At 52.9% G+C, this 14996-nt stretch carries 12 protein-coding genes; 6 read left to right on the top strand and 6 right to left on the bottom strand.

Translation table 11 applies throughout. The features are described 5' to 3' along the window. Positions 1–61: 61 nt before the first annotated feature. The 6 genes from treR to MHH28_RS12835 form a co-directional block, all read right to left on the bottom strand. Positions 62–784, bottom strand: coding sequence for a trehalose operon repressor (gene treR, locus MHH28_RS12810; protein WP_405115434.1), 723 nt, complete (start codon positions 782–784; stop codon positions 62–64). Positions 785–898: 114 nt separating this feature from the next. After that, positions 899–2884 carry a PTS system trehalose-specific EIIBC component gene (treP, locus tag MHH28_RS12815; protein ID WP_405115437.1) on the bottom strand — a complete coding sequence of 662 codons (1986 nt, stop codon included), beginning with the start codon at positions 2882–2884 and terminating at the stop codon, positions 899–901. Between the two features lie 122 nt (positions 2885–3006). Beyond that, positions 3007–4740 (bottom strand): alpha,alpha-phosphotrehalase, encoded by a 1734-nt coding sequence (gene treC, locus MHH28_RS12820; protein ID WP_405115440.1) that lies wholly within the window; start codon positions 4738–4740, stop codon positions 3007–3009. 512 nt (positions 4741–5252) lie between these two features. Continuing rightward, positions 5253–5378: a hypothetical protein gene (locus tag MHH28_RS12825; RefSeq protein WP_405115442.1), complete on the bottom strand. Its 126-nt coding sequence runs from the start codon at positions 5376–5378 to the stop codon at positions 5253–5255. 118 nt (positions 5379–5496) lie between these two features. Then, positions 5497–6600, bottom strand: coding sequence for a Gfo/Idh/MocA family protein (locus tag MHH28_RS12830; RefSeq protein WP_405115445.1), 1104 nt, complete (start codon positions 6598–6600; stop codon positions 5497–5499). Between the two features lie 24 nt (positions 6601–6624). Then, positions 6625–7284: a ThuA domain-containing protein gene (locus MHH28_RS12835; RefSeq protein WP_405115447.1), complete on the bottom strand. Its 660-nt coding sequence runs from the start codon at positions 7282–7284 to the stop codon at positions 6625–6627. 224 nt (positions 7285–7508) lie between these two features. Between MHH28_RS12835 and MHH28_RS12840 the strand changes: the two genes are divergently transcribed. The 6 genes from MHH28_RS12840 (at position 7509) to MHH28_RS12865 (ending at position 14985) form a co-directional block, all read left to right on the top strand. Then, positions 7509–8336: a helix-turn-helix domain-containing protein gene (locus tag MHH28_RS12840; protein WP_405115449.1), complete on the top strand. Its 828-nt coding sequence runs from the start codon at positions 7509–7511 to the stop codon at positions 8334–8336. A 219-nt stretch (positions 8337–8555) separates the two neighbouring features. Next, on the top strand, positions 8556–8750 hold the full coding sequence (locus MHH28_RS12845; protein WP_405115451.1) for a hypothetical protein: 195 nt from the start codon (positions 8556–8558) through the stop codon (positions 8748–8750). Positions 8751–9253: 503 nt separating this feature from the next. Next, a complete protein-coding gene (locus MHH28_RS12850; RefSeq protein WP_405115453.1) occupies positions 9254–10099 on the top strand; it encodes a hypothetical protein in 846 nt (281 codons plus the stop codon). Between the two features lie 385 nt (positions 10100–10484). Next, positions 10485–11516, top strand: coding sequence for an ROK family protein (locus tag MHH28_RS12855; RefSeq protein ID WP_405115455.1), 1032 nt, complete (start codon positions 10485–10487; stop codon positions 11514–11516). A gap of 101 nt (positions 11517–11617) precedes the next feature. Then, positions 11618–12817 (top strand): MFS transporter, encoded by a 1200-nt coding sequence (locus MHH28_RS12860; RefSeq protein ID WP_405117050.1) that lies wholly within the window; start codon positions 11618–11620, stop codon positions 12815–12817. Positions 12818–13269: 452 nt separating this feature from the next. Continuing rightward, a complete protein-coding gene (locus MHH28_RS12865; RefSeq protein ID WP_405115457.1) occupies positions 13270–14985 on the top strand; it encodes a collagen-like protein in 1716 nt (571 codons plus the stop codon). The last annotated feature ends 11 nt before the right edge of the window (positions 14986–14996 follow it).

A 14996-nucleotide genomic window follows, 5' to 3' on the forward strand; every position in this document is an offset into this window, starting at 1 on the left:
CCAAAAAAATAGAGCGAACGATTTAATCGTGAACGCTCTATATTAGGTGAAATGCCTTATTTCATTGCCGCCTCATCCTCCTGGCGAACTCGACGAACTGAAATTTGTCCAGCCGGTGCCTGGACTCGGTGTATTGAAACAGCTCCGTGTTCTCCAAATACACATAGTTCCGCACCACGACAATATGCTGGTATTGCTTCAGATCCAGCAGACGCTGATCCTCGCCGGTCGCGGGCTCAACGGAAATCAGCTTTTTCGCATAACTGATCTTAAGATCCAGCTCTGTCTCCAAATATTCGTAAATAGAGCCTGCTGCGATCTCCTTACTAAGGAAGGGCACAATGTCTGACCGGAAATAATCCTTGTCCAGAATAATCCGCTCCTCTTCAATCTCTCTGGCGCGGATCACCTTCCATACCGGAGTCTCTTCAGCGATATGCAGTTGTCGGGCGATCAGGGAGCCAGCCGGCTCCAGGACCGTCTCCTCTACCAGGGTCCGCGAAGGAGCCCCGAGCGTCCCGGACAGCTCCTGGAAGGAGATCAGCCCGGTTACGGGAAAATCCATCCGCGTTCTATCCAGCACGAAGGAACCCCTGCCTTTGATTTTGTTGATATAGCCCTCGCGGAACAAGAGATTCAGCGCCTTGCGCACCGTCTCCCGCGATGTCTTGTATGCCTCCGCCAGCTCACTCTCAGAAGGCAGCTTGGTCCCGGGCACGAGCTGGCCTGATTGGATGCGGCTGCTGTACTCCGTATAAATCTGCAAATATATATTTTCTCTCATTTATAATCACCGTCCTATATTGTAACACGCCCTTGCTGCTATGGCTTATCTATAGAAAAACAGCCCCGCAGGGCTGTCCTCCAATCCTTATCATTCTTACCTGCTCTGCACAAGTTAACCCTTGAGGTGAACCGTCAGAATACTTGTCTGCTTCGCAGTGACCGGTCCGCTCTTCTCTTCGATCCGTTCCACCATCTCCTGCCCGGCAGGGATAATGATCGGAGTAATTAACGGATATCCTGCGGCGCGGATCGCCTCCATATCGAATTCCAGCAGAAGCTCGCCCGCTTGAACCTTATCACCAATTTGCTTATGGGTCGTGAACCCGCTGCCTTTGAGCGACACGGTGTTAATCCCGACATGGATCAGCACCTGCACTCCGCTGGCATGCTCCAGAATCAGCGCGTGCTTACTCTTAATTACATGGGCTACGGTAGCATCGAAAGGAGCATATACCTTGCCTTCCGAAGGTTCAATGGCAATCCCCTCACCCATTTGCTTCTCGGCAAAAGCGGGATCAGGAACCTGCTCCAGCGGCACTGCCGTTCCGTTAAGCGGTGACGCCAGCTCCAGAATATTCACCGGCTCCTGCTTCTGCGAACCTATAACGGAGCTGCGGCTGCTCAGCTCGTTGCTCGGGTCTGACGCACCGGATACTGCCCCTCCTGCTCCTGCTGCCGACTTCTTCTCAGCCCGCTGCACGACTGCGCGGCCATACAGCAGAGTAGCTACAAACGGCACGATCAGTACGATAGCCATACCGATGAAGAACACTCCCCACTGATTAGGGAAGATCGACAGGAAGCCGGGAACTCCGCCTACACCAATGGAAGCCGCGCGAACCTGATTAATGGTCAGCAGCACCCCGGCTAGTGCAGAGCCGATCATCCCGAAGATGAACGGGTAGCGGTAACGGATATTCACCCCGAAGATCGCCGGCTCGGTTACGCCGAGGAATGCCGAGATGGAGGATGTCACGGCCAGACCTTTGGTCTTCTGCTCTCTGACAATGAAGATCATGGCCAGTGCCGCAGCACCCTGGGCAATGTTGGAGAGAGCGAGCATCGGCCAGAGGAAGGTTCCGCCTTGGCTCCCGATAAGCTGAACGTCCACGGCCAGGAACGTATGATGCATCCCCGTAATAACCAGTAGGGCATAGAATCCCCCATAGATTACGCCGCCTAAAATTGCAAAATGATCGAATACATAGACCAGGCCGGAGGTAATCGCATTGGCAATACCGAATGTAACCGGTCCGATGATCGTGAAGGCCAGGAAGCCTGTAATCAGCAGAGTCACCGGCGCAACGACCAGCAGTTTGACGGAATCATGGACCCGCTTATCCAGGAACTTCTCAATGGCGGTCAGAATATAAGCCGACACCAATACCGGCAATACCTGTCCCTGATAACCGATCCGCTCCAGATGCCAGCCGAACAGGTTCCAAGTCGGAACAGTCCCGTTCGTAGAGGCCTCTGCGTATCCGTAAGCACTTAATAAATCGGGATGAACGAGAATAAGTCCTAACACAATCCCGAGCAGCGGGCTGCCCCCGAAGCGGGTCACGGCCGCCCAGCCGATCAGTGCCGGCAAGAAGGTAAATGCCGTACTGGCAATCGTATTGATAATCGCTGCAATATCCTTCCACTGCGGATAGACATCCACCAGCGACTTGCTGAAGAAGATCCCCGGACCCGTCAAAAGGTTGTTGATCCCCAGCAGCAGACCAGCAGTGACGATGGCCGGAAGAATGGGAATGAAAATGTCGGCCAGCGTCTTGATCGCCCGCTGAAGCGGATTCTGGTTGCGGGCAGCGGCTGATTTCACCTCATCCTTGGTGGAGCGGGCACCGCCGGTCAGTTGAATCATCTCATCGTATACTTTATCTACCGTTCCCGGTCCGATCACAATCTGGAATTGCCCCTGGGAAGAGAACTGCCCCTTCACGAGGTCATTTGCGTCGAGCGCCGCCGCATCCACCTTGCTCTCGTCATAGAGCGAGAATCTTAGCCGGGTCACACAATGCGTCGCAACCTCAATATTCTCCTTGCCTCCCACCGCCCGGACGATGTCTTCAACATTTTTGCGGTCTATAGCCATATTGTCACTCCTCGCGTGGTTGATAATTGCTCAATTAATGTTGCTTCTGTTGATATTGCTTATATTGATATGGGTTCTATATGATATAGCTTTTATGAGTATATTCTTATGTGCTGATTTCCTCAGTTTTGACGGATCAGCCACATATATGAGGCGTACGGGCTTAACAGCAGCTCTTGCGTGAGTGCAGGCTGCACTGCCGTATTGCCAAGCAGAAGCGTATCCTTGCCCTCAGCGTCCAAATCAGCCCAGTGATTGTCCGGCAGCCGGAACGTAATCTCTTTGCTGCTGAAGTTCGAGACCACCACAAGCGCCTCGCCGTCTCCCATCCGTGCATAAGCGAACACCTCGGGATGCCCTTCGTCCAGCCTGCGGTATTTGCCTTCAATGAAGACCGCATGTTTTTTGCGCAGAGCAATCAGCTTACGGTAGTGATGGAAGATAGAATCCGGCCGCTCCTGCTCCCGCTGCACATTAATATCCGGGTAACGCTCATCCACCTTCAGCCAGGGAGTACCGGTGGTGAACCCGGCATTCGGGCTGTCCTCCCACTGCATCGGGGTGCGTGAATTATCCCGAGAGCGTTCCTGAAGAATAGCGAGAGCCTCCCGGGGGCTTGCCCCCTGCTCACAGAGAATACGGTACATATTCAGCGATTCAATATCACGGAATTCTTCGATACCCTTCCATCTCGGATTCGGCATCCCGATCTCTTCGCCCTGGTAGACATAAGGTGTCCCCTGTAGTCCATGCAGCGTGGTCGCAAGCAGCTTGGCGCTCTCCTCGCGGTACGCGGTATCGTCTGTGAACCGGGAGAGAGCACGCGGCTGATCATGATTGTTGAAAAATAAGGCGTTCCAGCCCCCGCCCTCCTGCATCCCGGTCTGCCACTCACTGAACAGCCGTTTCAACGCCTCGAAATCGTAGGGCATCAGCTCCCACTTCCGTCCGTTCGGATAATCCACCTTCAGATGATGGAAGTTGAAGGTCATCGAGAATTCCCGCCGCCCGGGATTGGAATAACGGATGCACTGCTCAAGTGTTGTAGAGGACATCTCACCCACCGTAATCAGCTCATGCGGGCCAAATACCTCGTCGTACATCTCCCGGATGTATTCGTGGACCCGGGGACCGTCTGTGTAATACTTCCGCCCGTCTCCCGGCGGCACACTCCCGTCATCGTCCGGGAAGCGCTGGTCCTTGGAGATCAGATTGATGACATCCATCCGGAAGCCGTCCACACCCTTGCGGGCCCAGAACAGCATCATCTCATTCACCGCTTTGCGGACCTGCTCGTTCTCCCAGTTCAGATCCGCCTGTGTTTTGTCGAAAAGAGTAAGATAATATTGGCCTGACGCCTCATCGAACTGCCAGGCCGGGCCGCCGAACTTCGACTGCCAATTATTCGGTACGCCCCCGCCTGGCGCCGGGTCCTTCCAGATATAATAATCACGGTACGGATTATCCCGGCTTGAGATCGCCTGCTTGAACCACTCATGCTCTGTCGAGGTATGGTTGACTACGATATCCGTCATCAGCTTCATTCCGCGCCGGTGCAGCTCCGCTACCAGCTCATCGAAGTCCCCCATCGTGCCGAATTCCGGGTTAATCCGCTCATAATCGGCCACATCGTAACCGTTATCATGTCCGGGCGAGACATAGACCGGCTGGAGCCAGACAATATCAATCCCCAGCTCCTGCAAATAATCCAGCTTCTCCGTCAGACCTCTTATATCGCCTGTTCCGCTACCTGTCGTATCCTTGAAGCTCTTCGGGTACACCTGGTACACCGTGGATCGCCGCCACCATTCCGAATCCCGGGTTTGGCTCACTTGATTCAAAAGAAGCACCTCCATGTAGAATTTCTATGTTGTCTCCAGGTTATCTCCAGCAATAATCGCTTTATTGTCATTCATTACACTTGTATATACAAGTTCAAACACCTTAGATAGTGTAAACCTGTATATACAGGTTGTCAATATGACTGGCTCTTGGAGTGAGATGCAGAATGTGGGAATATGATGCAATTGGAATATGATGCAGATGAAAAGAATAAACAGACTGCCCTAAGGGAAATGCAACGCAGTATGGCTGCCGCTGCTCCAATTTGGTTACCGATTATCATGATCTAACGCGTGATTGAGAATGTGGTTCAGCGAGTGGCTAAGCTGCTGAACATGTAAGGGATTAACGTCTGATTTGGTAGCTACAGTAGTGGGTGGAATTTGTACATTTAAATTCCGTTGAATAGGCTTCAGAAGGTATTTAATTGGATAAACAGCATCTGCTATGATCCATTTCCCTACCTCTGGACATTTCCGGCAGAATTAAATGTACTTTTTCCACTCGTTACCCTAATTTTGTGATTCTACGTTGAAGCAAGTGCCGTTTTTCCACTTGCTTCAAGCGCCAGTAGCGGACCGGAGCGGAGCTGGAGCGTGGCGAAGGACGCAGGAAGATTGGAGGTCAACGGCCGCTCGTTTAGGGCAAACAAAAACAGCGCCCCTCCCTCCGAATACCGGAGACAGAAACGCTGCCTGTTGTTCATCCTTTATATCTCTTTAAACCTCTTCATATCTCTGCTCATCTCTATAACTCTCTATAACTTCCGGTTACTCCAAATACCCCTTAACCAGACCCAGCGGCAGCAGCTTCGGCTGCTCACAGGTGGTGGTCAGCTCGGCATAGCGCTTCGAATCGGAGCTGGTGTGGAAGGCGTGCATCATCTCAAGCACATGATTCGCCAGCGCGCCGCTGGCGCGCGGGGTCTCTCCTGTCTCGATACAGCGGGCCATATCGGCCACGCCAATGCCCCGGCTGTTACCCTCATAGCTGTGGACCACAGGAATCTCTTTGAATTCTGCGCTATGCGCCGGACGCAGCAGGATCGGGCCGCCGAAGGTGTTCGGATCCGGCACAATCAGAGTACCGAGCGAGCCGTAGATCTCGATACGCGGCAACGTGCTGTGCCAGACATCGAAGCTGGTAATCATCGTTGCAACCGCACCGCTGGCGAACTGGATCGTTCCGGCCACATGTGTAGGCACCTCGACGTCCACCACCTTGCCGAACTTCTTCTCGCTGGTGATCGTCCGGGTGGGGAACGAGGTTTTGGTCATGCCGCATACCGTGGTGGCGGGACCCAGCAAAGACACCAATGCCGTCAGATAATACGGGCCCATATCAAACATTGGGCCGCCTCCGGCCTGATAATAGAATTCCGGGTCCGGGTGCCAGCTCTCATGCCCATGGCAGAGCATGAAGGCAGTGGCCGCTACCGGCTCACCGATATAGCCGTCCGCGATCAGCTTGGCGCAGGTCTGTAGTCCCGCTCCCAGGAAGGTGTCCGGCGCGCAGCCGATGAACAGCCCTTTGTCCTTGGCCAGCTCCACCAGCTCAGTTCCATGCTCAAGCGATAGTGACAACGGCTTTTCCACATAGACATGCTTACCTGACAGCAGCGCCTGCTTACACACCTCGAAATGATAATTAGGCGTTGTCAGGTTCACAACTATCTCAATCTCGTTTGAAGCCAGCAGTTCGGCTGTCGTCCACACATTCGGCACACCGTATTGCTCTGCCGCCTGCTGGGCGCGCTCCAGATTAAGATCCGAACAGGCATAGACCTCTGTATTCACGAAGGTTCCGGTCAAATTCTCAAAATAAATGCCGCTGATATTTCCGCAGCCAACAATCCCGATTTTTACTTTACGCACGCTGTTTCCCACCTTGTCCTTCGTTTATTTGGCTGCCCACAAGAAGCCCCGGCGCATCAGTTCCTTAGCCTCCGGAATATCGAATACATCCGCATGATGACCAAGCGCATTATAGAATACCTTGCCCTGGCCCCATTTCTTCGTATAGACCACCGGCATCGTAATCACGCCATTGGCCGAATGCTCCCCTTCGCTCATGACAAAAGTGGTGGTAGCCAGTACATTCACCGCCGGATCAACATGCAGATAATACTGCTCAGACTTCACCATGAAGTCCTGCATGCCTTCCACAATCGGGCTGGAGCCGGATTTCACGATATTCACTTCATAATCCACCCCATCGTTGAAGGGATGTGCCACCCACTGTGATCCGGTCAAAAATTGCCATTCCGTATTAGTACGGAAGGAGTCGCACATCCCGCCGTGACAGCCTGCGATGCCTACGCCGGAAGCCACAGCCGCGAGAACCGACGCACACTGCTCCCCCTTGATTTCGCCCATGGTCCACACCGGCACAATCAGATTCAGTGCCTTCAGTGCCTCGGCATCGTTGAAGCTGTCCAGTGTATCCGAGACTTCCACCTCGAATCCTTCATTTGTAAGAATATCTGCAAAAATCGCAGCAACCTCATTCGGTTCATGTCCGTCCCAGCCGCCTTTTACAATCAATGCCTTCTTTGCCATATCAAGTTCTCCTTTGTATCCGATGTTCGGAATTTGGGTGATGGAATATTTAAGATCAGATCTTCCTGAGGAAATTGTAAACGATTGCGGCCGTTCCTGCTCGTCATTTTGCTTGAAGGAATGGTCATTTTTTGCTAAATTTAAGACTGCATGATAGATTAAGCATCCAATGACTGAAACCGCTTCCTGTCGAACTGCCGGGAAGGACGAGAACAGGAGTAACCATGAGAGCTTTTCACGAGAACAGAACTTACGGGTCGGCGTTCCCCTTCACCGCCTTTGTGAGTCACAATATAGATTTCCTGGCCCACTGGCATAATGATCTGGAGATTGTCTATTGTCTGGAGGGCTCCATCCGCATGGGGATTAACTCCGAGACACGGGTGCTGACCGCAGGGGATCTGGCTGTATGCAGCAGCGGAGATATCCATTATTATGACAGCAAGAACAGCCAGTCCAAGCTGCTGCTGGTCATTTTCAACCCTTCACTGATCGGATTTCCAGCAGGCTGGCCGCTCAATATGCGGCTTACCTCCCCTTTTCTGGACAAGAGCCAGTCTGCCCCGTCAGAAGGCAACCCCCGCCTGCCCGCGATTATGCAGGAGCTGCTGCAGGAGCATCTGGAGAAGCCTCCGCATCATGAACAGCTAATGACCGGCCTTTTGCACGAGCTGTGTGCGCTGATTCTGCGGCAGATGCCGCTGGATATCGTCAATCCGCATAAGGATAAGCGGCGCATTACGAATATGAAGATCATGCAGGAGGTGCTGGAATATCTCGACACCCATTACATGCACCCCATCACCCTCGCCGATGCCGCCCGTCAGGCCAATATGAGCCTGTTCTACTTCTCACGCTTCTTCAAAAGCATCTCGGGCATGAGCTACATAGCCTACCTGAACAGCATCCGCGTCAACCAGGCCGAACGCCTGCTGCTGGGCACCGACAAAAGCATTCTGGATATCGCTCTGGAATGCGGCTTCACCAATATCCGCACCTTCAACCGGGTGTTCAAGCAGGTCAAGCTGCGGACACCGGGCGAATTGCGTTAGGCACACCTGCCTGTTCTGGTGCCAATTGTGAACCTGCCCTTCCGGCAGAAAGAAACAGTCATGCAAAGGAGAGAATCCATGCAGGACTGTTTTTGTTTATTTGCAAGCTGATCGATCTGCTAATTTCTTTTTATTGTGATAAGTATAGGTTCTTACCGTCTCAGCGGGGGAACTCCAGGAATAGGATGAAATAATTCTATTTAAAAGGAGGCTAACCTATTGTCCAATCCCAACATCCCCAATATTAGCCCCATGGTTACGTTAACAAGAGATGATACCGTTAACTTACTGTTGTCCTCCATTGCCTTGCAGGAGCTGGCACTTGCTCATATCCTTAACGCCGAAGGCGAGAAACTCCAGTATGCCCTGGGAACTCTGACTGGAATCAGCGGTCCCCCTTCTACGCCTCTGTGATTCATATGCCTGGTTATGGCAGCTGCAACCACTAAGTCCACACCAAAGCGTAAGGCCAGAATATTCCTATATTAGCCATTCATTATGCTGCTGACTCAGCATGTATTTTGAAACGAAATTCAATATACGGACAGGAAGTGAGAAGGATATGGCCTTTTTATCAACAGGACCCATCGAGAATAACCCGGTTAACGGAATAAGGCCTACTCAGCAGGTCACCGTTAAAATGGATAACCGCAGCGCTGTCTCGGCTTCCTCAATATCCATTCAGGGTTATTATCTAAACGCGGGAACAAGGGTCTTGTACGTTAACGAAGTACTCCCTATTGCAGTAAATCAAGTGATTACGAGGAATTATTACGCAGATTTTAATGGTTTTGAATTTACGTTTGTTACCTCTAATTCTCCCGCTGATGTGAATGATCCTGTTCAAGTATCGGTATGGGGCAAGAGTAGTACAGGTCAACTGGTGACCGCACACCGGCTGGTGTCTGAAGAACTGCTTGGAGAACACAACGGCGGGGGAGCAGGGGCTACTGGACCGACCGGAGCCGCAGGAGCGACAGGACCTGCTGGAGAACAAGGGCCCCCTGGAGGGATCGGACCGACCGGCGCAGGAGTCACGGGCCCCCTGGAGTTACCGGACCGACTGGTTCAGGGGGAGGGCAACCGGGGCAACCGGAACTACAGGAACCACGGGGCCTCGCGGTGTAACAGGACCGACCGGTCCAGGTGTTGGGGCAACGGGCGGTACTGGTTCTACAGGAGTTACCGGCGCTACTAGTGCTACCGGCGATACCGGTGCTACTGGGGCTACCGGTGCTACTGGCGCTACCGCTGCTACCGGCGCTACTGGCGCTACCGCTGCTACTGGCGCTACCGGCGCTACTGGAGCTACTGGTGCTACTGGCGCTACCGCTGCTACTGGCGCTACCGGCGCTACTGGCGCTACCGGCGCTACTGGCGCTACTGGCGCTACTGGCGCTACCGCTGCTACTGGCGCTACCGGCGCTACTGGCGCTACTGGCGCTACTGGTGTTACTGGACTCACAGGCGTTACCGGACTTACAGGTGTTACCGGAGTTACCGGAGCTACCGGCATAATATCCACTGAGTTTTTATTCGCGAACCTGTCTACAGATGCTGTTATTACTGCCGCAGGTCCCGTACCCTTTGATGTGGTCGCAACAGGTCAAGGAAGCAATATTACACTTTCTACTTCAGGAGGGACTATAGGGCAAATCACTCTTGTCGGCAACCACGTCTATGTAGCAGCGTATTCTGTGGCAACAAGCACCAACAACACATCTTTTCAATTCTATAGAGATCTAACAACTGCCATACTTTAACAGCCAACAATTCCAATGCTAATCACAGTTCCACAACAATTATTAATCTTTTAGGTGCAGGAAATGCCGTTTTGACTGTGCAGTGCTTAACCGCGAATGCAACAATGCGGGGAAATTCTACTGAAGTAACAGTATTTATGTTAGCTTAACCAACAATGATTTTATGCTCGTATTTGGCAGCGGCTTATGCTCCCTGCCAGGTACGGGCTTTTATCCGTTATGGAACGAAAGAGCAGTGAACCTATAGTTTATGACCTTCTTGGGCTGAGCCGGCTCTGCTTTCCTTTCAATTATATCTTGCCCTTTCGTCGTAAACTAACTACAATGCACTTATTACAACTCTTTTAATAACATCAATAGAATTATCCGGGAGGATAGATCTGCTATGGTACAGCCGTCTCATAACACACAGCTGGTCAAGAAAATAAATGTAGAGCTGGTGAAGCATGCACTGCGCACCTCGGGCACCGGCACCAAAGCCTCCCTTGCCGGACAGACCCGGCTGAGCGTGGCTACCTGCGGCACCATCCTGAATGAACTTGTCCGCACCGGCGAGATTCTGGAGCTGGGTTGGGAAGAATCCAGCGGAGGCAGACCGGCCAGATTGTATCAGTTCAATGCAGATTACTCTTATATTATCTGTATGATTGTGCGTTCGGAGGGCGGCCAGCAATCCATTACCTATGCGCTAGCCAATCTGAACGGTGAAATCATCGAGGAAGCTGTTAGGGAATTTCACGAGATTACCCCGTCTACCCTCGCAGACTGGCTGGATGAGATTATCACACTCCACCTGAATGTACAGGCGATCGGCATCGGCATTCCTGGGGTAGTACAGCATGACCGGATAGGCATCTGTGATGTCCCCGCGCTCGCAGACCAGCCGCTCGGACTTTTCCTGCAGGAACGCTATGAAGAGGTAGAGATCGTCATTGAGAATGATATGAATCTGACGGTGTACGGCTTGTACCAGAAGCTGCTCCTGGACGAAGAGAGTCATTTTGCGGTGCTGACCTTCCCCAAGAATCATTTTCCGGGGGCCGGCTTCATGGTGAACGGACGTTTGCTGAACGGGAGCAGCTTTTTTAGCGGGGAGGTGTCCTACCTGCCTTACGGCATGACCCGGGAAGAGCAGCTCCGGCTGCTCCAGGGTACGGGTGCCCCCACCATGTTGGTCATACATGCACTGGTATCCATCATCAGCATCATCAACCCGGCCATGATCGTAATCACCGGTGACAATATAGCGCCAGAGATGCTGGAGGATCTGCGCAGCGGGTGCAGGGAGATCATTCCGCAGGGGCATATGCCTGAGCTGATCATTCAGCAGGATACCCGGCAGGAATTCATGAGCGGACTGATTACCACAACCACGGACAGCCTGAATTACCGGTTCCATCTGGTTAAACGGAAGTAAGACCCATCTATCTTTGATCATCCAGGAGGCTATCTATTGTGAACGTCCCATCCGGTAATTCCGCCAGCTCAACAGGCAGCAAACGCAACACCGTCTATATTATGCAGCTCGTAACCATCTTTCTGGGCTTTGTCGTTTTTGGCATCTCGGAAAATATCAAAGGACCCGCCATCCCGCGGATTCAGCTCTCTTTCAATCTGGATGAAGGCCAGCTTGGCACCCTGCTCTCTCTGAATGCGCTTGGCTATCTGATCTCCTGCTCCTTCACCGCTGTACTTGTCCGCAAATGGGGCATCAAGGCCGTCACTATTATTTCGTTCGCATCTATGGTCCTCTCAGGGGTGCTGATCTACCTGTCGCACAGCTATCCGCTGTTTGCTTCGTCCTACTTCCTGATGTATATCGGGAACGGGATGCTGGAGATCGGTCTGGCGATTCTGGGGGCACGCATATTCGTCAAAAACACGGGTATGATGATGAACTTATCCCACTTCTTCTATGGATTAAGCTCAACCGTTGCGCCGCTGCTCGCTACCGGGGTGATGTCGCTGAGTGTGTTCGGGCATCTGCTCGACTGGCGCGGGATGTATCTGGTTATGCTGTCGCTCTGCCTGCTGCCGATCCTGTCGGCACTGCGCAGCACATTTCCCGGGGATGATCTGCCACAGGAGGACCGTACGTCCTTCCGTACGCTGATGCGTGACCCCGCACTCTGGATGATGGTCCTGATCCTGTCCTTCGGCGTTGTCTCGGAGCTTGCCGTGGGCGGCTGGCTGGTTAACTTTCTGGAAAAAGCCTACGCCTGGGACACCGTCCGCGCCTCCGGCTTACTCTCGGTCTTCTTCCTGTTATTCTCTCTCGGGCGGCTCGTGCTCGGCGCACTGACGGACCGGATCGGCTTCGTCCTCTCACTGATCATCTTCTCCTGCTTCTCGGCGGTCTGCACCTTCGCCGCCTTGGCGGGCGGGGAACGTCTCGCCTTCCTGTTCGCCTTGTCCGGGGCGGGAATCGCGATTATCTACCCTACCGTTATGGCCTTCATCGCCCGCCGTTACCCGAACGGGAGTGACACTGCCATCACCTTCGTGGTTACCTTAATGGGACTCGGGAGCGTCATTGGCAACTATATTATCGGCTGGGTGATTGAGACGGTCAAAAGAATATACGGTTCTACCACCGAGCTTGGCCTGCTGCGCGGTCTCCAGGCAGGGTACGGGTTCATCGGCTTATGCGCTGCCGTCTGCTCCCTGTCCGGCATCGTGCTGTATGTATATTTGAAGCGGCGGCGGGAATTGATCTGAGGGGCAAGCATGAATGCCAGGAAGAATGAATATTACTATATTAATTAATCATGTAAGTATGTGCTGCCTGGAACCAAAGAGCCGAATTAACAAGCAAAAGGGGCACTCCAAACCAATTATTCCAATGCTGATCACAGCTCCGATGCGATCTCTTTCTACATGAAGTAACAGTAGTAATGTTAAACTAATCCATCGTCCTCTCCAGGACATTGGATATACACTTTCTAATCAAGCACATCCAATGGATATAAATTGCTCGTACTCCGCAGGAAGATCTTTCTTCCCTGCCAGTGCGAGCTTTTTGTTGTTCCGTTCCATCAACCCTTCATTTATTCTAATCTCAAGCTATTGTACTGGACATGAACAACTCTACAAATAGGCTCTTGTACGTTCACCTCAAGAAACGCTGTGAATATCTTGTTACTGTCCCCTATTATTAAGGAGGTAGCCCAATGTCCAACCCCAATATTCCAAACATCACCCCTACGGTTACATTATCACGGGATGATGTAGTCAATTTGCTATTCTCTTCCATTGCCATGGAAGAGCTTGGACTAGCCCATATCATTAACGCTGAAGGTGAGAAGATCCAGTACGCCTTGGGTACACTGCCAGGGCTCACCGGCCCTCCTGCCACACTGGCACAGGTGATGGAGGTAAATAGCAGCGCCCAATCCATGCTGGACACCATCTTCCGTCAAGAAATGATGCTGGATTCTAAGCTAAAGACTGCCGCCAATGTTCCCACGCTGGTCGGACCTACCGGACTTCCCGGGCCGACCGGGGCTCCAGGAGCGGTCACCAGTGTGAATGGTCAGACGGGTGATGTCGTGCTGGATGCCGAAGACGGTGTCTTCCCCATCAACAATGATGAACCTTCCGGGAGTACGCTGAGTAGCTTCAACCAGCCCGGCGTCTACAGCTCGGCTAACCCGAACGGTCCGCCGCCCCCGGACGGCCCACCAGCCCCAGGAGACCCACCTCTGCCTCACCCCGCTGTCTGGACGATTTATGTCTCTCGCGTCGGCGACTACGTGCAGCAGCTCTATATTTCCAATCCAGCGCTCTATTACCGCAGTAGCCAGGATGGCGGTAACACGTACACTGACTGGATTCCAATTGGTGAACAAGGACCCACGGGGATGACCGGGGCCGGAGCCACTGGACTCACCGGTGCTACTGGTTTGACGGGCTTCACTGGGCTCACTGGTGCTACTGGATTGACAGGTGTCACCGGGCTTACCGGGGTGACTGGAGCCACCGGGATTACCGGAGTGACCGGAGTCACGGGACTTACCGGAGTGACCGGAATCACGGGGCTCACCGGAGTGACCGGAGCCACAGGTCTTACCGGGGAAACAGGAGCCACAGGGATGACAGGTATCGGTCTCACGGGAGAAACGGGGTTTACCGGAGTGACCGGAGCCACGGGACTTACCGGGGAGACCGGAGCCACAGGTCTCACTGGGGAGACCGGAGCCACGGGGCTCACTGGGGAGACCGGAGCCACGGGGCTCACTGGGGAGACCGGAGCCACGGGGCTCACTGGGGAGACCGGAGCCACGGGACTCACTGGGGAGACCGGAGCCACGGGACTCACTGGGGAGACTGGCGCTACGGGACTTACCGGGGAGACTGGAGCCACGGGACTTACCGGTCTCACTGGTCTCACCGGCGTCACTGGCCTCACTGGTCTCACCGGCGTCACTGGCGTCACAGGGGTTACGGGCCCTAGTATCGTTGCCAATAATGCCGCGTTTCAATTTAATGCGGGAAATATAGTAACAACATATACGCCTGTTACATTTACAGAAACATTTAATAACGGTAGTGGAATCACACTTGTTGGACCTGCAAATCAGTATATTACTTTGCAGCCCAACAGCTTCTACTTGGTCACCATTTCCGCCAGAATCAGTGTAAATGCTGTTGCAACAACGGCTGATGTTGAACTGCTAACTTACCTGAACACAGATTTGCAACCTTTAACTGTAATTGTAGAGAAAGAATACACGAACGGAACAGGCTTGACCTTACAAGGAAGTACTCTCATTCAGACGGGGGCCGGAACACAGAACCTCAACTTTACTGTTAGTGCTGTACTTTCAGGAGGTTCCGCTGCTTTTCTTCCGGCACGAACAAGGTTGAGCATAATTCAAATCCTGTAAACCTATATCTC

This window comes from Paenibacillus sp. FSL K6-1217, from assembly GCF_045040735.1.
Lineage (GTDB): Bacteria > Bacillota > Bacilli > Paenibacillales > Paenibacillaceae > Paenibacillus_AQ.

Excerpts from the sequence above, each read along its gene's own strand:
- MHH28_RS12860 (WP_405117050.1), top strand. The coding sequence starts at position 11,618 with ATGCAGCTCGTAACCATCTTTCTGGGCTTTGTCGTTTTTGGCATCTCG.
- treP (WP_405115437.1), bottom strand. The coding sequence starts at position 2,884 with ATGGCTATAGACCGCAAAAATGTTGAAGACATCGTCCGGGCGGTGGGA.
- MHH28_RS12840 (WP_405115449.1), top strand. The coding sequence starts at position 7,509 with ATGAGAGCTTTTCACGAGAACAGAACTTACGGGTCGGCGTTCCCCTTC.
- MHH28_RS12855 (WP_405115455.1), top strand. The coding sequence starts at position 10,485 with ATGGTACAGCCGTCTCATAACACACAGCTGGTCAAGAAAATAAATGTA.
- MHH28_RS12865 (WP_405115457.1), top strand. The coding sequence starts at position 13,270 with ATGTCCAACCCCAATATTCCAAACATCACCCCTACGGTTACATTATCA.
- treC (WP_405115440.1), bottom strand. The coding sequence starts at position 4,740 with ATGGAGGTGCTTCTTTTGAATCAAGTGAGCCAAACCCGGGATTCGGAA.
- treR (WP_405115434.1), bottom strand. The coding sequence starts at position 784 with ATGAGAGAAAATATATATTTGCAGATTTATACGGAGTACAGCAGCCGC.
- MHH28_RS12835 (WP_405115447.1), bottom strand. The coding sequence starts at position 7,284 with ATGGCAAAGAAGGCATTGATTGTAAAAGGCGGCTGGGACGGACATGAA.